19 protein-coding genes are annotated in these 18,013 nt (G+C 63.7%); 11 read left to right on the top strand and 8 right to left on the bottom strand.

What is annotated here, in order from left to right; genetic code table 11:
- Positions 1–10 precede the first annotated feature (10 nt).
- Positions 11–1,153, bottom strand: coding sequence for a hypothetical protein (locus tag BFL43_RS17455; protein WP_084893763.1), 1,143 nt, complete (start codon positions 1,151–1,153; stop codon positions 11–13).
- A 65-nt stretch (positions 1,154–1,218) separates the two neighbouring features.
- Positions 1,219–2,268: an LLM class flavin-dependent oxidoreductase gene (locus BFL43_RS17450; protein ID WP_084893762.1), complete on the bottom strand. Its 1,050-nt coding sequence runs from the start codon at positions 2,266–2,268 to the stop codon at positions 1,219–1,221.
- 114 nt (positions 2,269–2,382) lie between these two features.
- Between BFL43_RS17450 and ppk2 the strand changes: the two genes are divergently transcribed.
- Together ppk2 and BFL43_RS17440 are read left to right on the top strand one after the other, a co-directional pair.
- Positions 2,383–3,219, top strand: coding sequence for a polyphosphate kinase 2 (ppk2, locus tag BFL43_RS17445; protein ID WP_084893761.1), 837 nt, complete (start codon positions 2,383–2,385; stop codon positions 3,217–3,219).
- Positions 3,220–3,255: 36 nt separating this feature from the next.
- On the top strand, positions 3,256–3,699 hold the full coding sequence (locus BFL43_RS17440; RefSeq protein WP_084893760.1) for a VOC family protein: 444 nt from the start codon (positions 3,256–3,258) through the stop codon (positions 3,697–3,699).
- Positions 3,700–3,745: 46 nt separating this feature from the next.
- On the opposite strand, the gene BFL43_RS17435 is transcribed toward BFL43_RS17440, so the two are convergent.
- Positions 3,746–4,294: a DUF1990 domain-containing protein gene (locus BFL43_RS17435; protein WP_084893759.1), complete on the bottom strand. Its 549-nt coding sequence runs from the start codon at positions 4,292–4,294 to the stop codon at positions 3,746–3,748.
- Positions 4,295–4,420: 126 nt separating this feature from the next.
- Between BFL43_RS17435 and BFL43_RS17430 the strand changes: the two genes are divergently transcribed.
- The gene (locus tag BFL43_RS17430; protein ID WP_084893758.1) at positions 4,421–5,620 is read left to right on the top strand and encodes an RtcB family protein; all 1,200 of its coding nucleotides are present in this window, start codon (positions 4,421–4,423) and stop codon (positions 5,618–5,620) included.
- 79 nt (positions 5,621–5,699) lie between these two features.
- Here BFL43_RS17430 and BFL43_RS17425 read toward each other — a convergent pair whose 3' ends face one another.
- Positions 5,700–6,341: a vWA domain-containing protein gene (locus BFL43_RS17425; protein WP_084893757.1), complete on the bottom strand. Its 642-nt coding sequence runs from the start codon at positions 6,339–6,341 to the stop codon at positions 5,700–5,702.
- Between the two features lie 168 nt (positions 6,342–6,509).
- Between BFL43_RS17425 and BFL43_RS17420 the strand changes: the two genes are divergently transcribed.
- The 3 genes from BFL43_RS17420 to BFL43_RS17410 are packed head-to-tail and all read left to right on the top strand — an operon-like array spanning position 6,510 to position 8,433.
- Complete coding sequence (locus BFL43_RS17420) at positions 6,510–7,139, top strand: biotin transporter BioY (protein ID WP_084838113.1); 630 nt, start codon at positions 6,510–6,512, stop codon at positions 7,137–7,139.
- On the top strand, positions 7,136–7,834 hold the full coding sequence (locus BFL43_RS17415; protein WP_084893756.1) for an ABC transporter ATP-binding protein: 699 nt from the start codon (positions 7,136–7,138) through the stop codon (positions 7,832–7,834). The genes BFL43_RS17420 and BFL43_RS17415 overlap by 4 nt, the downstream gene beginning before the upstream one ends.
- Complete coding sequence (locus BFL43_RS17410) at positions 7,831–8,433, top strand: energy-coupling factor transporter transmembrane protein EcfT (protein WP_084893755.1); 603 nt, start codon at positions 7,831–7,833, stop codon at positions 8,431–8,433. The genes BFL43_RS17415 and BFL43_RS17410 overlap by 4 nt, the downstream gene beginning before the upstream one ends.
- A 7-nt stretch (positions 8,434–8,440) precedes the next feature.
- On the opposite strand, the gene fadD8 is transcribed toward BFL43_RS17410, so the two are convergent.
- A complete protein-coding gene (gene fadD8 / locus BFL43_RS17405) occupies positions 8,441–10,066 on the bottom strand; it encodes a fatty-acid--CoA ligase FadD8 (RefSeq protein WP_084893754.1) in 1,626 nt (541 codons plus the stop codon).
- 163 nt (positions 10,067–10,229) lie between these two features.
- On the opposite strand from fadD8, the gene BFL43_RS17400 reads away from it, so the two are divergent.
- The 4 genes from BFL43_RS17400 to BFL43_RS17385 all read left to right on the top strand — a co-directional run bounded on the left by BFL43_RS17400 (position 10,230) and on the right by BFL43_RS17385 (position 14,340).
- Complete coding sequence (locus tag BFL43_RS17400) at positions 10,230–10,592, top strand: hypothetical protein (protein ID WP_143695373.1); 363 nt, start codon at positions 10,230–10,232, stop codon at positions 10,590–10,592.
- Positions 10,593–10,625: 33 nt separating this feature from the next.
- Entirely contained in the window at positions 10,626–11,363 is a 738-nt protein-coding gene (locus tag BFL43_RS17395) for an SDR family oxidoreductase (protein ID WP_084893752.1), read from the top strand.
- A gap of 11 nt (positions 11,364–11,374) precedes the next feature.
- A complete protein-coding gene (locus BFL43_RS17390) occupies positions 11,375–11,956 on the top strand; it encodes a GNAT family N-acetyltransferase (protein WP_240498329.1) in 582 nt (193 codons plus the stop codon).
- 209 nt (positions 11,957–12,165) lie between these two features.
- Positions 12,166–14,340, top strand: coding sequence for a glutamine synthetase III (locus BFL43_RS17385; protein ID WP_084893751.1), 2,175 nt, complete (start codon positions 12,166–12,168; stop codon positions 14,338–14,340).
- Between the two features lie 337 nt (positions 14,341–14,677).
- On the opposite strand, the gene BFL43_RS17380 is transcribed toward BFL43_RS17385, so the two are convergent.
- Positions 14,678–15,556, bottom strand: coding sequence for a LysR substrate-binding domain-containing protein (locus BFL43_RS17380; protein ID WP_084893750.1), 879 nt, complete (start codon positions 15,554–15,556; stop codon positions 14,678–14,680).
- Between the two features lie 100 nt (positions 15,557–15,656).
- On the opposite strand from BFL43_RS17380, the gene BFL43_RS17375 reads away from it, so the two are divergent.
- The gene (locus BFL43_RS17375; protein WP_084893749.1) at positions 15,657–16,019 is read left to right on the top strand and encodes a nuclear transport factor 2 family protein; all 363 of its coding nucleotides are present in this window, start codon (positions 15,657–15,659) and stop codon (positions 16,017–16,019) included.
- A 75-nt stretch (positions 16,020–16,094) separates the two neighbouring features.
- On the opposite strand, the gene BFL43_RS17370 is transcribed toward BFL43_RS17375, so the two are convergent.
- Both BFL43_RS17370 and BFL43_RS17365 read right to left on the bottom strand, forming a co-directional pair.
- On the bottom strand, positions 16,095–17,168 hold the full coding sequence (locus BFL43_RS17370; RefSeq protein WP_084893748.1) for an ABC transporter substrate-binding protein: 1,074 nt from the start codon (positions 17,166–17,168) through the stop codon (positions 16,095–16,097).
- A 10-nt stretch (positions 17,169–17,178) separates the two neighbouring features.
- Positions 17,179–17,997 (bottom strand): ABC transporter ATP-binding protein, encoded by an 819-nt coding sequence (locus BFL43_RS17365; protein WP_084893747.1) that lies wholly within the window; start codon positions 17,995–17,997, stop codon positions 17,179–17,181.
- Positions 17,998–18,013: the final 16 nt, after the last annotated feature.

Raw genomic sequence — 18,013 nt, 5'->3', positions numbered from 1 at the left:
GCTCGGCGCCCTACTCCGCTTCGAGCGCCCGTCGACGACCGGCTTCGATCTCGTCGATGGCCTGTTGCTGCGGGTGCAGACTGCCCCGGTCCGCAAGATCGGTGACGATGTGGTGGATGCGGTCGAGGTAGTCGGCCTGCTGCGCTCCTTCTGTGTGCCGCGCGTTCTCCAATAACGACAGTGCCGTGGTCAGTTCGCGCTGATCGGTGACGTCGAGAAGTCCGGCACCGACTGCGCGACCGTACTTCTCGCAGTCTGCCCACGCCTTACGCACGGCCATCACCGCCTGCTGGTATTCGTCCGCACGGTCGAGATTGACCGGGAAACGCTCGGTGCGTAGTTCCTGTGCCCGGCTGAGCGCCGTGTGAAACCGCACGACTGTGTCGACCGAGACATCTGTGACAGCGGGAAAGCGCAGCAGCAGTTCGGGTTCGAGTTCGTACTGGGCGTAGTCGATCAATACAGCCTCATGCTGGCGAATCGCGGCCTGCCACAGTCGTTCGGCGGCCTCGGCGCTTCCCGCGTTGGCGATCCGGGGCGCTTGGCGGTCGGGCTGAGGTTGGGTCGGCTGGTAGTCGGGTTCGGCCTGTGCCGGCTTCGCGAGGTCCCCCATGGTCTTGCCGACGGACACCTTCCGCTTCTTGGGCTGCTGCGCGCGCAATCGCGAGACGACCTCGGCGGCGGCGGGATCCGACTCGATGGTGGCGACCTGCCACTCCTGATCAGGGTTGCTCGCGAAACGGAACTGCAGGTACCGGCATCCCCTCACCCGATACTGGTCGGCGCGCGACGAACGGGCCACCGACGTGTCGCTCGACAGTTCGGTGCTCTGCTTCACCGACAGGAGGTCCGCGAGGGGAAAGGAATGGATGACCACCTCGTTGCCGAAGTGCACCATCTCGTCGTCGACCGTGATGCTGATTCCCGGGAGGTCGATGACCCTGCCGAAGGCGGCCAACAGCAGACTCAGACCGAGCGTGGCGATCACCACCAACCCGGTCACGACCGGATCGGTGTCGACGATCGTCAGCACAACCAACTCGAGCAACGCCGCGGCCGCCAGCGCGCTGGCCACGGTGGCCAGGCGGTCGTGGATGGGCAGGCGGTACTCGGTTCGCGACGTCACCGATACCGGACCGGGTCTGCTCGCCACGTGTTCTCCTCTTGCCCCGTGCCGCGCCCGACGGCGGCAACAAATCTCACGCGGACTTTACCGCCTCAGGCGAGAGCTTCCCGGACGATCGGAGCGACCTTGGTGCCGAAGAGCTCGATGCTGCGCATCTTGGTCTCGTGGCCGAGCGTGCCGTTGCCGTACTTGAGGTCGAATCTGTTGACGCCCACCGCTTCGATATTTCGCACGATCTTTTCGGCGACGGTTTCCGGGGACCCGACGTACAGCGAACCGTTCGGTCCTGCGGCCTGCTCGAATTGTCCTCTGGTGGTCGCCGGCCATCCGCGCTCACGTCCGATCTTGGTCATCTGGTCCCGGTAGTGCGGCCAGAGTTCTTCGCGAGCCTGTTCATCAGAGTCCGCTATGTGTCCCGGTGAGTGCATGCCCACCGGCAGGTCCGGCTGCCCGAACTCGGCGAGCGCACGATGGTAAAGGGCGACAAACGGCTCGAAGCGTGCCGGTTCTCCACCGATGATCGCCAGCATCAACGGGATTCCGTAGCGGGCGGCACGCACCACTGATTCCGGCGATCCACCGACGCCGATCCAGGTCTTCACCGCTCCCGCAGCGGTCTTGGGATACACCTGCTCGCCCTGCAGGGGTGGCCTCGTGGTCCCCGACCACTCGATGGGACCTTCCGAACGCAGCGCGCTGAACAGATCGAGCTTTTCGCTGAAGAGTTCCTCGTACTGGCTGAGGTCGTACCCAAAGAGCGGAAACGACTCTGTGAACGAGCCGCGGCCCAAGATCACCTCGGCGCGACCTTCCGAGATCGCATCGAGCGTCGCGAACCTCTGGTACACCCTGATCGGGTCGTCCGAACTGAGCACCGTGACTGCGGTGCCCAGCGCGATGTTCCTCGTCTTGGCGGCGATCGCGGCGAGCACCACTTCCGGAGCCGACACCGCGAAGTCGGCCCGATGATGTTCTCCGACGCCGAAGAAATCGAGCCCCACCTCGTCGGCGAGTACTCCCTCGGCGATGACGTCTCTGATCACCCGGTCGTACGACTGCAGCACGCCATCGTCATCAGCGGTTCGGTCACCGAAGGTGTCCAGACCGAGTTCGATGTCGAACTGTTCTCCGGGCTTGCCCATTGCGGCCTCTTTCCATCGGCGGGGTGATGACCTCCTCAGAACTACACCTGGTCCGAGATTGTTCCCGCGGCGTAAACCCCGCCTCTCGCCTGGATGAGCCAGTAGGCTCCCTCCATGAGTAAGAGCCACGGGAAGAAGAAATCTCCGAAACTGCCGAAAGACGCCTACGAGGCCGAGCTGTTTCGTCTGCAGACCGAACTCGTAAAACTGCAGGAATGGGTGAAAGACTCCAAGTCGCGGGTGGTCGTGATCTTCGAGGGTCGGGACGCGGCGGGCAAGGGCGGGGTGATCAAACGGATCACCGAGTATCTCTCACCCCGAGTGGTTCGTACTGCTGCCCTGCCCGCGCCGACGGATCGAGAACGTGGACAGTGGTACTACCAACGGTATATTGCGCACCTTCCGGCCCCCGGTGAGATCGTGCTGTTCGACCGCTCCTGGTACAACCGAGCAGGCGTCGAGAAGGTCATGGGATTCTGCACCCCACAGGAACATTCATTGTTCTTGAGACAGACACCCGTGTTCGAGCAAATGCTGCTCGACGACGGCATCATTCTGCGCAAGTACTGGTTCTCGGTGTCTGACGGCGAACAACTGCGTCGCTTCCGTTCGCGGCTGAATGATCCCGTGCGACAATGGAAACTGAGTCCGATGGACCTCGAGTCGGTCTACCGCTGGGAAGACTATTCCCGAGCGAAGGACGAGATGATGGTGCACACCGATACGCCGAACAGCCCGTGGTATGTGGTCGAATCGGATGTCAAGAAGCACGCTCGATTGAACATGATTTCGCACCTGCTGTCGACGATCGAGTACCACGAGGTCAAGATGCCGACCGTGGAATTGCCCGATCGACCGATCGATACCGGGACCTACCAGCGGCCTTCGCGAACGCTGTCGACGTACGTTCCGAATCATGTGGCGGAGTTGCTGGGCGATCCCGAGAACTGATCCCGGGTCGCGCCGCCGCCTGACTACATTGGTGGAATGCAGCAAGAGATCAATTTCCTCACGTTCTCGACCCCTGACCTGCCCGCTGTCCGTACGTTTTATCGAGACGGGCTGGGTTGGACGCCACTGCTCGACGTCCCGGACGAGATCATCTTCTTTCAGATCGCGCCGCGGATGACTCTGGGCTTTTTCGACAGCGCGAAGTTCGCCGAAGACCTCGGCAGTGACGTACCCGCGGATCTGCACAGTGCCTCTGCCCGTGGGATCACATTGGCGCACAACGTGAGTAGTCGCGACGAGGTCGTTCCCTTGATCGAGTCGATGGTCGCCGCTGGAGGCCGGGTGCTGAAGCAGGCAAGTGACAGTGCGTTCGGTGGGACATTTCACGGACATGTCCTGGACCCGAATGACATCATCTGGGAAATCGCCCACAACCCGGGCTGGCAGGTGGACGACGCGGGCCAAGTCAGTTTCAGTTGAGTGTGGTCAGTTTCAGTTGAGTGTGGTCAGTTTCAGCTGATCGCGGTCAGCGATCGCGAAGCGATCGCAGGTATCTGACGGTGATCAGTCGCTGGCCCACTCTGCCAAGCGGTCCGGCGCCCTTGGCCAACGTCGTCTGGGGCCGCGAGAAAGCGGCTATCACCAGCACAACCGAATCATCGGATCGGTGTTCGACGCAGAACAGTTCCTCACCCGACTCCGGGTGCCCGGGCAGTGTGCCGTAGGCGAAACCCTGGCGGCGTGGTTCATCGATCACATACACGACGCGAACGGGCGCTTTGAGCCGGAGGCGACCAACGCCGATCCCGAGCAGGGCGCTCGCACCTTCGACGATGACGTTCGCCGAGGCGTTGACGGTGAAACCGCTACGCAGCTGGATCTGCCACTGCAGCACATCTGAACCGCTCGAGCGGAACAGGGCTTCGCCGTGGCCGATGACCCGCTCACGGCGGAGGTGGTGGTACCCATCGGGCGGCTCGGTCGCAGTGGCGCCCACCTCCGGGTAGGCGTAATCGGCGACGCGGAGGCCGTCGACTTCGGCCGCGGTGAGCGGTCCCACAGTGCGAGTTCCCATGGCCCCATCGTACGACCGGCCACCGGTACGAGACGAACAAATCGGTGGACACCACGGCGTCGACCCAAATACCTTGAGCGAGCCATCCATTGGTGGCCAAACGCCGTCTATCAAGGAACTCCTGTCATGAACTCCCGTTTCCCCGTTGCCCTTTCCGGCGCGTCCGCCTCGACCCTGTTGTGGGCCGACGAAGAGACGATCGAGCAAGAGGCCGTGAAACAGCTGCGCCGGGTGTCGCAGTTGCCATGGGTGCACGGGGTCCGGGTGATGCCCGACGTCCACGTGGGCAAGGGAGCCACCGTCGGATCGGTGATCGCCATGCGTGACGCGATATGCCCTGCCGCTGTCGGAGTCGACATCGGATGTGGAATGACCGCTGTTCGAACCGATCTCGTCGCCTCTGACCTGCCTGACGATCTCTCCGGGATGCGGTCGGCGATCGAAGCGAAGGTCCCGGTGGGCTTTCACTCGCACAAGCGCCCGGTCAACCTGCGCGAGCTGGCGGTCGGCGGTGGCTGGGGCGACTTCTGGTCTCGGTTCGGCGATCTCGATCGTGGTGTGCAGCAGCTCGACACCCGGGCGCACAAGCAGATCGGCACCCTCGGCGGCGGCAACCACTTCATCGAGATCTGCGTTGCCGAGGGTGACAACGCTGTCTGGGTGATGCTGCACTCCGGTTCGCGAAACATCGGCAAGGAGCTCGCCGATCGTCACATGGCGGTCGCAGCAGCACTCCCCCACAATGCCGACCTTCCGGATCGTGACCTCGCGGTGTTCGTCACCGGCACCCCGGAGATGGACGCCTACCGTCACGATCTCACCTGGGCTCAGGAGTACGCGGCACGCAACCGCGCGGTGATGCTCGAGTTGGTGTGCGCAGCCGTACGGGAGTCTTTCCCGTCCCGGACTGTCGTATTCGACGAGCCGATCTCATGCCACCACAATTATGTCGCAACCGAGGAGATCGACGGTCTCGAACTGCTGGTGACCCGTAAGGGCGCCATTCGCGCGGGGTCGGGCGACATGGGCTTGATCCCGGGGTCCATGGGCACCGGATCGTACGTGGTGCGTGGACTGGGTTCGGCGAAATCCTTCTACTCCGCGTCACACGGCGCAGGACGGAAGATGAGCCGGACCAAGGCCCGGAAGATGTTCACCGCCGATGATCTGGTCGCGCAGACGACCGGTGTCGAATCCAGGAAGGACGCGGGTGTCGTCGATGAGATCCCTGCCGCCTACAAGGACATCGACGCGGTGATCGCGGCTCAGACCGACCTGGTCGAGGTGGTCGCACACCTGCGCCAGGTGGTCTGCGTGAAGGGCTAGAACGTCCAGCAGGCACCGGGACATCACGGTGGGGCACTCCCGAGAGGGAACGCCCCACCGGGTGCTCTTCCCGAGTGCACTAGCGGGCGGCGCCGGCACGGTCCTCATCAGAGAAGCCGTCGACCGGAGGCGCACCGAGCGGGGCCGACATCTTGCGGACGTTGTAGGACGCGGCGGCCGCGAACGCGCCCTCGACTCCTGCCGACGACGTCGTGTAGGTGATCGACTTGTTACCCGCGAATCCCATCGAGGTCCCGACCGCCACGGCGTCCATGTTCGCTCCGAGGAACAGGAAGTCCCACGCGTAGTGCTGTTCCTGGCGCGTGATCGCCGCCTTGACCGCGTCGTGGGTCCATTCCCGACTGGAGTTCTCGTGACCATCCGTCAGCACCACGACGGTCACGGCCCCTGGGCGTTCGGACTCCGGCAATGAAGCCAGGTCTCTGCCGACCTCGGTGATGAGCCGACCGATTCCGTCGTAGAGTGCGGTCCCTCCCCGCGGTTGCAGGTCGAGAGTCGGCACCTCATCGATCGACCGGTTCGTATAGACGACGTCGTACTCGGTATCGAACTGCGCCAGCGTGACACCGACGAACTTTGCGGCCAGTCGCTGTTTGTCGATGAACGTGTTGAATCCGCCTTCGGTGTCGTCCTGGATGGACGCCATCGAACCCGAGCGGTCGAGCAATATCGCGAGAAGCGTGCGGTCGGGATCGGTCATGAGGTGCTCCCTTCGTGCATGGCCAGCCACAATGGCTGCTGCCGAAGGTAGCGCCCGGTACCGACACGTCCTTGGGCTCGGCTGGATCGCAAGGGTCGCCCGATTCTGGGATTCGCACCCGCACGGGACATAATCCCATCTGGAAAAGATGGGTAAGAGGTGACTGGAATGTCTTCCACGGATTATGTGCACGAGAACCCGACATCGCGAGCGCGCTGGGCAATCGGGGTCGGCGACCTGACGCAGGCGGCGGTGTTCGCCGCCCTGATCGCAGCGTTGGGACTGCCGGGCACGATCACCATCGGGCCGAGCGGGGTGCCGATCACCCTGCAGACCCTCGGAGTGATGCTTGCCGGAGCCATCCTCGGGTGGCGCAAGGGCGGGCTCGCGGTGATCATTTTCTCGCTGCTCGCCATCGCCGGGCTCCCCATACTGGCCGGCGGCCGCACCGGACTGGTTTCACTGACGTCCCCCACCGCCGGCTTCTTCATCGGCTGGCTTCCCGCTGTCGTCGTGATCGGGATCCTGACGGCGACGATGATGCCGCGGTACCGGGTGCTGCCGGGCATCGTGATCAACATCGTCGGCGGCATGGGAGTCATCTACCTGTTCGGGACGATCGGTCTGTTGCTGCGCACCGACCTGAGTTGGTGGGGAGCGTTGTCGACCAACGGCATCTACGTGGCGGGGGACGTGGCGAAGGCGGTGATCACCGCATTGGTGGCACGCCAGGTCCACCGCGGTTACCCCGGATTGATCAGACCGCTGCGGATACGCCGCAACACCGGTGGTGCATGACTGCCGAGCGTTCACAGTCTGGGGTGGTCTTCGAGAATGTGGGCCACGCCTTCGGGGACAGAACTGTCGTTCGGGACGTGTCCCTGACCCTGACCGAGCGCAGGATCGGCATCGTCGGCTCCAACGGCAGCGGCAAGTCGACGTTGGCGCGGATGGTGAACGGTCTGGTGATTCCGGACCGAGGGTCGGTGTGGGTCAACGGTGTTCCGACCCGGCGCCGGGCACGCGAGGTCCGCAAGATGGTCGGCTTCGTGTTCACCGATCCCGACCGTCAGATCATCATGCCGACGGTCGCCGAGGACGTGGATCTGTCGCTCTCCCGCAGCGAACTGTCTCGCGAAGAACGGGAGCATCGAGTTGCACAGACGCTGAAACGGTTCGGCCTGCACGAGCACGCCGATCATCCCGCTCATCGCTTGTCGGGCGGGCAGAAGCAACTGCTCGCCCTGGCTTCGGTACTGGTCACCGACCCTGCGGTGATCGTCGCCGACGAACCCACCACTTTGCTCGACCTGCGGAACACGAGCATGTTGCGCAACACCTTCGCGACGATCGACGAGCAACTGATCGTGGTATCCCATGACCTCGAGCTGCTGAGCGATTTCGACCGGGTCATCGTCATCGATGACGGCGCCGTCCACTGCGACGGTCCACCGGGGGTCGCCATCGCCGCCTACCGCGAGTTGATGTCGTGAGTGTCCTGGGGATCTACCGGCCCGGCCGATCCCTCGTTCACCGACTGCCCGCAGGCGTGAAGCTCCTGCTACTCGCCGTGACCATCCTCGTGATGGCTCTCCTGGTCACCAGCCCGTTGCGCCTGGCCGTTGCCGCTCTTGCCGTGGCCGGCGTCTACGCACTGGCCGCGATCGGCCCGCGGGTGGCCCTGGAACAGCTGCGACCGCTGGTCTGGGTGGTCGGATTCGTCTTCGTGTTCCAGATCGTCTTCACGGACTGGGCCAGGGCCGTCGTCGTGTGTGGCGTGCTCGTGTTGTCGGTTGCCCTTGCCGCCGTGGTGACCCTGACCACGAAGACGACCGCCATGCTCGCTGCACTGACCACAATGCTGAGCCCGCTGTCCCGTATCGGCATGAGGCCGAGTCAGATCGCGCTCGCCATGGCACTGGCCATCCGCGCGATTCCGCTGATGGTCGAGATCATCGCGCAGGTCGACGAAGCCCGCCGCGCACGGGGACTGCGGTTCTCACCTCGTGTCGTGGTGGCTCCCGCGGTGATCGCCACCCTGCACGCCGCGGACGGATTCGCCGAGTCGCTCACCGCGCGCGGGCTCGACTGATCCGGCCTCAGCCGACCGATCGATCACTGTCGCTCCAGTACTGCTTGCGCAGTGATTTCTTGTCCGGCTTACCCAGCGCGGTGAGCGGTAGGGACTCGGCGATGATGATCTGTTTCGGCGACTGCACCGACCCTTTGCGGTCCTTTACCGCGCTCTGGATCTCGGAGATCATCGTCGCGATCGAACCCTCGTCGGTGGGTGCGTCCGACCGCAGCACGACGATCGCTGTCACGGCTTCACCCCACTTCTCGTCGGGCACCCCGATGACACCGACCTGGGCCACCGAAGGATGCTCGGCGACAACGTCCTCGACCTCCCGAGGGAAGACATTGAATCCGCCGGTGACGATCATGTCCTTGGTCCGGTCGACGATGAACCAGTAGCCGTCCTCGTCCTCGCGGGCGACGTCACCGGTGCGCAGCCACCCGTCTTTGAACGTCTCGGCGGTGGCCTCGGGCAGACCCCAGTACCCACCGGCCAGCAATGGCCCGGCGACACAGATCTCGCCGGGCTCCCCCACCGGCACCGGTTTGCCGTCGTCACCGATGAGCGCGGTACGCAAGAACGCCGACGGCCGTCCGCAGCTCGACAACCGCTTGGCATCGTGAGCACCCTTGGGCAGATAGCTGATCACCATCGGCGCCTCGGACTGCCCGTAGTACTGCGCGAAAATCGGCCCGAACCGCTCGATCGCCTCGGCCAGCCGCACGGGGTTGATCGCGGACGCCCCGTAGTAGACGGTCTCGAGAGAAGAAAGGTCGCGTGTACGCGAGTCCGGATGATCCATCAGCGCGTACAGCATCGAGGGCACCAGCATCGTCGCCGTGATCTTCTGTTCCTCGATGGTGCGCAGGACCTCCGCGGGGTCGAACTTGGACAGCACCACCATCGAGCCGCCCTTCATCAGCGTCGGCACGAAAAACGCTGCCCCGGCGTGAGACAGCGGGGTGCACATGAGGAAGCGAGGGTGATCCGGCCACTCCCACTCCGACAACTGGATCTGGGTCATGGTCGACATCGCCCGAGCGGTACCGATGACGCCCTTGGGCTTTCCGGTGGTGCCGCCGGTGTACGTGATGGACACGACGTGGTCGGGCGGGAGGTCCGCTGCCACCAGAGGCTTCGACTCGTACCTGTTCGCCTCAGCGATGACATCGCGGCCCACGTCCGCCAGCTCGGCGGGCACCGGGCCCAAGGTGAGCACCTGTTTGAGACTGTCGACCCGCTCGAGCAGGGCCACCGCGCGCTCGACGAACATGGGTACGGGATCGATGACCAGGGTGCTGATCTTTGCATCGGAGAGCACGTACGCGTGGTCGTCGAGCGAGCCCATCGGGTGCAGGGCGCTACGGCGCCAGCCTTGGGTCTGTCCCGCACCGATCACCAGCAGGACTTCGGGCCGGTTCAGAGCGAGAAGTCCGACCGCGCTTCCGGAACCGGCACCGAGCGACTCGAATGCCTGGATGTAACGGCTGATCTGCTCGGCCATCTGACCGCCGGTGAGCGTGGTCTCGCCGAGAAAGAGCACCGGGTCGTTGTGATGCCGTTTGAGCGAGGCAACCATCAGGTGTCCGAGGTGGGTACCGCCGCGCAGGTGATCGAATTCAGTGGTTGCGTCCGCAGAAACAGTCATGAGGTCACACTAGAACGTGTTACAGATTTGCGGAAGTCTTCGAGCTCAACACTCCAATACGAGCAGATGCCGCGATGTTTGCGACGATAACAGATCGGGCTTCGCCCTCGCAAACCCCAACTCATACCGGCTCATGTTCGGCCCGGGTCTGAAGAAGGAACCCTTGGCCGTTCGCGAATCCCATGAATTGCTGGCCGGCGTGGTCGACCGAGTGGCCAGAGTCGGGCGCCTTCGCGTCCCGAAGGAGGTTGCCGTCCGCACGATCATGTCGGCGAACACCGGCGTCGCTCTGGCCCTGATCACCCGGCCCGAGATGTACCCCGACCACTCGATCTCCGCCGAGGTCCGCGACATCACGTTCACCGGAATTCTCACACCCCAGGATTCAACAACCCCCGACGACGCCCGGCCAAGCGCTCTCGCGACGATATCCGCCACCGTCGAAGCCGATCCGCCGAGCGACCTCACCGCAGCCGAACTCGGGCTGTTCGTCGAATGGTTACGCCGCCTCGCACCCAGGCTCTGATCCGTTTCTTCCACAGTTCGAAGGAGTATCAACATGTCCGACAACAACATGCGCGTAGCACTCGTCACCGGCGGCTCCGGAGGTATCGGCCAGGTCGTCGCCGAACGCCTGGCGCGCGACGGCATGGCGGTTGCCGTGCACTACGCAGGAAACAAGGGCAAAGCCGACGACGTGGTGAGCTCCATCGAGGCCACCGGCGGATCGGCGATCTCGGTCGGCGGCGACGTGGCAGACGAGAACGCCATGACGCAGGCTTTCGATGCCGTCGAGGCAGCATTCGGAGGTATCGACGTCGTCGTGAACACCGCCGGGACCATGACGCTCGGATCTGTCGCCGACTTCGACCTCGACGCCCTGGACCGAATGCATCGCACCAACATTCGCGGCACATTCGTCGTTGATCAGCAGGCGGCACGACGGGTCCGGTCCGGTGGCGCGATCATCAACTTCTCCACGTCAGTCAAGAAACTCGCGTTCCCGGGATATGCGCCCTACGCCGCGAGCAAAGGTGCGGTCGATGCCATCACCCTCATCCTTGCCCGTGAACTACGTGGCCGCGACATCACCGTCAATGCGGTGGCACCTGGTCCGACCGCGACTTCTCTGTTCCTCGACGGTAAGGACTCCGACACCATCGAGACCCTGGAGAAGGCAACGCCCCTGGAACGTCTCGGACAGCCCGAGGACATCGCCGAATCGGTTGCGTTTCTGGCCGGCCCAGCCCGGTGGGTGAACGGACAGGTCATCTACGTCAACGGTGGAGCCATCTGATCGTCGGGAGAATGCCGGTTGACCCGGCCCCTCCGGAGGCCGAAGCTGATGAGATGCAGTTCCGCCGCACCACCCGCGAGGATCTTCCACTCATCCAGACCTGGCTGCAGAATCTGCACGTCGCGAGGTTCTGGTTCCACGACACCTCGGACGAGGCGATCGAACGCGACTTCGCCGGCAGCTTCGACGGAACGGAGGCGTCGGAGGACTTCATCGTCATCCACGAGCCGGATCCGATCGGTTTCATCCAGCGATACCGATTTTCCGACTATCCCGACGATCAGGTCGAAATGGAGACGCTCGTCGAAGTACCCGAGGGCACCTTGTCGATCGATTACTTCATCGGCGAGACGCGTTTTACGGGACACGGTCTCGGCACCGCGATGATCAAAGAGATGGTGGACAAGTGCTGGGACGACTACCCGTCGTCCACCACCGTGATCGTTCCGGTGGCAGTGGCGAATCCGGCCTCGTGGCGCGCGCTGCTGGCTGCCGGATTCACTCAGATCGCCACCGGGTATCTCCAGCCCGACAACCCCGTCGACGACGGTCAGCATCACGTGTTCCGGATCGATCGGCCGTCGGGGCGGTGAGCTGAAACAAAGATGTGCGCTCTCGAGGTGCGTGTGCCACGTCGAAACGGACATCTACCGGCGACAGGCAACCAATTCGAAACACTCGACCCATACCGCTTTTCATCGTCACTGCGATGAAACAAGTCGGTTACCGACGGTTCGTAGAGTTCGCAGGTCAGGGCTTGCAGGACAAGTGCAGGACCCCCGCCTGAAGGGTAATGAGATAAATGAGTGGTAACAACATCCGGCTCGCCGCCATCACTGCTGTCGAAGCGTACGTTCCGCCACCCGTGAGCTTCGACATCACCGAGGCGCCGGGAGACATCTTCGGCGAGAACGTTTTCAACAAGTCCGTGATGATGAAGCGGCTGCCGAAGAACGTCTTCAAATCGGTCATCACGACGATCGAGAAGGGCAGCAAGCTCGATCCAGCTGTCGCCGACGCTGTTGCGTCCGCGATGAAGGATTGGGCGCTGGAGAAGGGCGCCACCCACTACGCTCACGTTTTTTACCCTCTGACCGGCCTCACCGCAGAGAAGCACGACAGCTTCCTCGAGCCGGCCAGCGACGGTTCGACGATGGCCGAGTTCCAGGGCAAAACCCTCATCCAGGGCGAGCCCGACGCATCGAGCTTCCCCAACGGTGGCCTCCGCAACACCTTCGAGGCACGCGGTTACACCGGCTGGGACGTGACCAGCCCCGCATACATACTCGAGAACCCGAACGGCAACACCCTGTGCATCCCGACGGTCTTCGTCTCGATGACCGGTGAAGCACTCGACCACAAGACCCCGATGCTGCGCTCGCAGCAGGCGATGGGCAAGCACGCCGAGCGTGTTCTCAAACTGTTCGGCCACGACAACCCCGGCCACATCGTCGCATTCTGTGGACCGGAGCAGGAGTACTTCCTGGTTGACCGCCACTTCTTCCTCGCGCGCCCCGACCTGCTCAACGCCGGGCGCACCCTGTTCGGCACCAAGCCGCCGAAAGGCCAGGAGTTCGACGACCACTACTTCGGTGCCGTCCCCGAGAGGGTGCTCGGGTTCATGATGGACACCGAGCGTGAGCTGTTCAAGCTCGGCATTCCAGCCAAGACCCGCCACAACGAGGTCGCGCCAGGACAGTTCGAGATCGCGCCGATGTTCGAGCGTGGCAACATCGCAGCCGACCACCAGCAACTCTTGATGACCACCTTCAAGACCGTCGCCAAGAAGCACGGCATGGAATGTCTCTTCCACGAGAAGCCTTTCGAAGGTGTCAACGGCTCCGGTAAGCACGTCAACTTCTCGTTCGGTAACGACAAGTTCGGTAGCCTGCTCGTCCCCGGTGACACCCCGCACGAGAATGCCCAGTTCCTGGTGTTCTGTGCGGCCGTCATCCGCGCAGTGCATCTGCATGCAGGTCTTCTGCGCGTCTCGGTCGCCTCGGCCACGAACGATCATCGCCTGGGCGCCAACGAGGCCCCGCCCGCGATCGTCTCGATCTTCCTCGGCGAGCAGCTCGCAGATGTCTTCGATCAGATCGCGAAGGGTGCAGCGACTTCTTCGAAGGGCAAGGGCACCATGATCATCGGTGTCGACACATTGCCTGTCCTGCCGACCGACCCCGGTGACCGCAACCGCACGAGCTCGTTTGCGTTCACCGGCAACCGCTTCGAGTTCCGCGCGCCGGGTTCGATGCAGACCGTCAGCGAACCGATGGTCGTCCTGAACACGATCATGGCCGACTCCCTGGACTACTGCGCCACCGTTCTCGAGAAAGCAGTCAAGGAAGGTGTCGAGTTCGACACTGCCGTGCAGCACTTGCTCACCGACATCATCACCGAACACGGCGCGGTCGTGTTCAACGGCGACGGCTACTCCGACACCTGGCCGATCGAAGCGGAGTCCCGTGGACTGCCCAACCTCAAGACCACAGTCGACGCCCTTCCGGAGCTCATCACCGAGAAGTCCATCGAACTGTTCTCCAAGTACGGCGTCTTCAACGATCGAGAGATGCACAGCCGCTACGAGATCGGGCTGGAACAGTACTTCTTGACCATCGCGGTGGAGGCCAAGCTGACTCTCGAGATCGGGTCGACCCTCGTCCTTCCGGCCGCCGTGCGCTATCAGACGGAGATCGCCACCAACGTGACCGCGCTCAAGAGTGCCGGTCTGGAGCCAGACACCACGCTGCTCTCGATGGTCAGCGAACCGATGTCGGCACTGACCACAGCGCTGGCTACTCTCAAGTCCGCGCTCGGCGAGCACGTGGACGGTGCCCCGGCTGAGGCTCTCTTCGCCCGCGACACCCTCCTGCCCGCCATGGCTGCTGTTCGAACTGCAGCTGACGAACTCGAAGCCATTGTGGCCGATGACCTCTGGCCGCTCCCGACCTACCAGGAAATGCTCTACATCCTGTAGTCACAGCCTGACGATGAATGCCGCCGACGCCCCGCGCCGGCGGCATTCGCCGTTCACCACCCGTCGACAACCCGCCGAGCGGGCCCTTCCAGACGCCGGGCGGGCCCTTAAATACGTTGAGCGGGCCATTTTTTCGATCCAGTGGGCCGTCCGCGGGGGTAGTGCACGCTCGGCGCCCCAAAGGGCACACTCGACGTCTTAAAGAGCACGATCGGTGTCCGGAAGAGCACGCTCGGCGAGGGTCAGGTAGCGGAATCTCGGCGCTGCCGGTGCCGTGCGGCCTCGTGCACCGCCGCGATCGCCGAACGCAGATAGGGTTGCCAACCCTGACGCGCCATCAGACGCCGAACGCGTCGGTCAAGCATGAAATGAGCACTCGGAGTGCCGGATTCGACGATGATGACCACACCAGCAACAGCAGGGCAGGTTCAGGCACGCCGTCCAGCGGAAGCGCCACCAGGCGCTCCGCGAAATCGGCGGACATCGACTCGCTGAGCACCGCGGCACCCAGTCCTCGTGATGCCAGGTCGGCGATCGCGTCTGCCGAGGTCGCCTGCAGGGCGATGACCGGAGATACCCTCGCACCGGCGCACGCGTCGTCGAGTGTCGCCCGAATGCCGGTCCCCTGCGGCATGCAGATCACGGCGCTGCCATCCAGATCAGCCACCCTCACGCTCTTTCTCGCCGCCCATTCGTGCCCCGGCGGCACCAGGACACACAGCGCCTCGCTGACTATGGTCATGGAGTCCAGTCCGGCGGGCGCCGATCCGTACGCGCCAATGAGCGCGATGTCGAGTTTCCCCGCGTGGAGATCGTCGACCATCCGGTCCGAGTTGTCCTCGTGGAGCGAGAGTGCAACCCCGGGATGTCGCCGATGAAACTTCTCCAGCCCCACGAACAGCGGGGTGATCGTGCACCCGATGACCATGCCGATCGACAGCTCGCCGCGGAGGAGGCCGCCGACCTCGTCCACGGCGTGACCGAGTCCCGCTGCTGCCTCCAGTGCGGCCCTGGCGGGACCGAGCGCAGCGCGGCCGGCAGAAGTCAGGCGGGCGACCCGACTCGACCGGTCGAACAGTTCGCAGCCGAGTTCACGCTCGAGTTGGCGAACCTGGGCGCTGACCCCCGATTGACTGATCCGGACGCGTTCGGCGGCGCGGGTGAAGTTCGCCTCCTCGGCGACGGCCACGAAGTACTCCAGCTGACGCAGTTCCATAACTTCTGATTCTAGTTGTCATCCGAACAATCTGTTGGACTTCTGGCCGGCTGCGCGCAATCGTGGATGACAGACCCCGACAAGGAAAGGACACACCACCATGACGAACCGCGAGACCGCACGGCACCCCGAGGACCTGACAAGGTTGTTTGTCGAGCGCTCCAACGCAGGCGACGCCGAGGGCGTGGCACTTCTCTACGCCGAGGACGCCGTGATGGCCTACCCACCCGGGCAGCAAACCGTCGGTCGTGCAGCAATCCGCGAACTCTGGGAGGGCGTCCTCTCCCACAACCCCCACTTCGAGGCCGAGGAACCGCTGCCGACACTGATCAGCGGCGACATTGCGCTGACCTCGACACCACCCAAGGACGGCTCCGGCGCCCGCGCCCAGGTCGTTCGCCGTCAGCCCGACGGCAGCTGGCTCCGGGTTCTCGATCAGCCCGAGTTCACCACTCCGCAATAGATACTCGGCCGGAAATGCAACGGTCCGCCACCCATGACTCGAGGTGGCGGACCGTCGGCGTGCTCAGAGGTGGAGCTAACTCGGGAAGCTCTGCTTCGATTCACCCTTGACCGCGGCATCGAGCAGCGGAACCAGGTTCTCGATGATGTACATCTGGCTGAGCGGGGTGAGGAAGTAGATCGCACCGGACAGGATCGCGTCGGTGAATACAGCGCGCTTTTCCTTGACCGCGTTCAGGTTTGCCACCGTGCCGAACTTCATCAGTTCATCGAAACCCTCCTGGGTTTCCGTGGCGAACAGGACCACATCGGCATCGATGAGATCGGTGTTCTCGGCCGAGATCAATGCTTGGCTGTCGGGTTCGGGTACAAACTTCTCGAGCCCCGGCTTCATGACGAACCCGAGGTCGGTGAAGAAGTCGGTGTTCAGACCGGCCGGGTACGTGTAGAGCGAGCCGTCGTAGGGCGCACCCTGGGTGAACGTCGACGTCTTGCCCTCGAAGTCCGGGTGCTCCTCGCGGGCCTGCGCGTAGGCGTTCTCCACATCGGTGACGGCCTTGTCGCCGGCGGCGGATCGGCCGACCGCGTCGGCGATCAGTCGCGTCTGCGCTTGCCAGTTGGAGAAGTATGACGCTGCGCCCTTGACGCTCCCGACAGTGGGTGCGATCTGTTCGAGCTTGTCGTAATCCTCTTGCGTCATACCGGCGTTCGTACCGATGATCAGATCGGGATCCAAGCCGGCGATCTTCTCGTACTCGAAGCCGTCGGAGACCGAGAGGACCTCGGGTTTGTCGTCGCCGAGGAGGTCGTGCGCCCATGGCCAGGTCGCGTCAGGCTGCTCTCCGTACCATTCGGTGACGGCGACCGGTTGCATCCCGAGCTGGAGCAGGATGTCCTGCTCGGTATAGCCGACGCTGACGACGCGCTTGGGCTCGGACTCGATGGTGGTGGAACCGAACTCGTGCTCCACGGTGATCGGGAAGGCGTCGGTCGGACCCGACGCCCCCGAGCTCGACGAAGCGGACGAATCCGAGTCGTCGGACGAACACGCCGCCATCAATCCTGCTGACAGCGTCAGTGCGACAACCGCACTGAGCAATCGCACACCTCGCCGAGTACCGCGCCCGGAACGCGTTCGGGACCTGATCATCTTTTCTCCTCTACTGTGATGCCTTGATCGCGGGGGCATGGTGCCGCCCGATGGGGTAGACGACGGGGCTGCCCGCGACCGGGTCCACGCCGACCTGGACGTCCATGTCGAACACTTGCGAGATCACCTGTGGCGTGACGACGTCGGTGGGCGTTCCGACGGCCACAATTTCACCCTTGCGCATCGCCACCAGCGTGTCCGCGTAGCGGGCAGCAAGATTGAGGTCGTGCAGCACCACCACGACAGTGGTGCCGATGCTCCGGTTCAGGTCGGTGATCAGATCGAGCACCTCGACCTGATGACTCATGTCGAGGAACGTCGTGGGCTCGTCGAGCAGCAGGATGTCGGTTTCCTGCGCCAGCGTCATCGCGATCCAGACCCGTTGGCGCTGCCCACCGGAGATCTCGTCGACATGCCGGTCCGCGAGGTCGAGTGTGCCCGTCGCCACGAGCGCGGCGGTGACCGCTTCCTCGTCGCGTGCCGTCCAGGTCCGGAACCAGCCCTGGTGCGGATAACGTCCCCTGGCAACGAGATCGGCGACCTTGATCTGGTCGGGCGCGATCGGCGACTGTGGAAGCAATCCGAGGATGGTGGCGACCTCTTTGGTCGGCATACTGTGTACGGCTTTGCCGTCGAGCACCACCTGCCCGAGCCGGGGTGAATGCAACCGAGCCATGGTCCGCAACAGAGTCGACTTCCCGCAGGCGTTCGCGCCGACGATCGCCGTGATCTGTCCCGGTCCGATCGCCAGCGCCAGATCTTTCACAACGTCCCCGGCGCCGTAAGAAATCGTCAACTCTTCGACCCTCAGATCGTGGTCTCTGGTCACCGGAAGTCCTCTCGGG

The organism is Williamsia sp. 1135 (genome assembly GCF_002095395.1).
Lineage (GTDB): Bacteria > Actinomycetota > Actinomycetes > Mycobacteriales > Mycobacteriaceae > Williamsia.
Note: the sequence above shows the minus strand (reverse complement) of the source record. Positions and strands in the feature narration are given on the sequence as shown.

Coding starts and splice junctions, on each gene's coding strand:
- BFL43_RS17450 (WP_084893762.1), bottom strand. CDS start 2,268: ATGGGCAAGCCCGGAGAACAGTTCGACATCGAACTCGGTCTGGACACC.
- ppk2 (WP_084893761.1), top strand. CDS start 2,383: ATGAGTAAGAGCCACGGGAAGAAGAAATCTCCGAAACTGCCGAAAGAC.
- BFL43_RS17440 (WP_084893760.1), top strand. CDS start 3,256: ATGCAGCAAGAGATCAATTTCCTCACGTTCTCGACCCCTGACCTGCCC.
- BFL43_RS17435 (WP_084893759.1), bottom strand. CDS start 4,294: ATGGGAACTCGCACTGTGGGACCGCTCACCGCGGCCGAAGTCGACGGC.
- BFL43_RS17430 (WP_084893758.1), top strand. CDS start 4,421: ATGAACTCCCGTTTCCCCGTTGCCCTTTCCGGCGCGTCCGCCTCGACC.
- BFL43_RS17425 (WP_084893757.1), bottom strand. CDS start 6,341: ATGACCGATCCCGACCGCACGCTTCTCGCGATATTGCTCGACCGCTCG.
- BFL43_RS17420 (WP_084838113.1), top strand. CDS start 6,510: ATGTCTTCCACGGATTATGTGCACGAGAACCCGACATCGCGAGCGCGC.
- BFL43_RS17415 (WP_084893756.1), top strand. CDS start 7,136: ATGACTGCCGAGCGTTCACAGTCTGGGGTGGTCTTCGAGAATGTGGGC.
- fadD8 (WP_084893754.1), bottom strand. CDS start 10,066: ATGACTGTTTCTGCGGACGCAACCACTGAATTCGATCACCTGCGCGGC.
- BFL43_RS17395 (WP_084893752.1), top strand. CDS start 10,626: ATGTCCGACAACAACATGCGCGTAGCACTCGTCACCGGCGGCTCCGGA.
- BFL43_RS17390 (WP_240498329.1), top strand. CDS start 11,375: ATGCCGGTTGACCCGGCCCCTCCGGAGGCCGAAGCTGATGAGATGCAG.
- BFL43_RS17385 (WP_084893751.1), top strand. CDS start 12,166: ATGAGTGGTAACAACATCCGGCTCGCCGCCATCACTGCTGTCGAAGCG.
- BFL43_RS17380 (WP_084893750.1), bottom strand. CDS start 15,556: ATGGAACTGCGTCAGCTGGAGTACTTCGTGGCCGTCGCCGAGGAGGCG.
- BFL43_RS17375 (WP_084893749.1), top strand. CDS start 15,657: ATGACGAACCGCGAGACCGCACGGCACCCCGAGGACCTGACAAGGTTG.
- BFL43_RS17370 (WP_084893748.1), bottom strand. CDS start 17,168: ATGATCAGGTCCCGAACGCGTTCCGGGCGCGGTACTCGGCGAGGTGTG.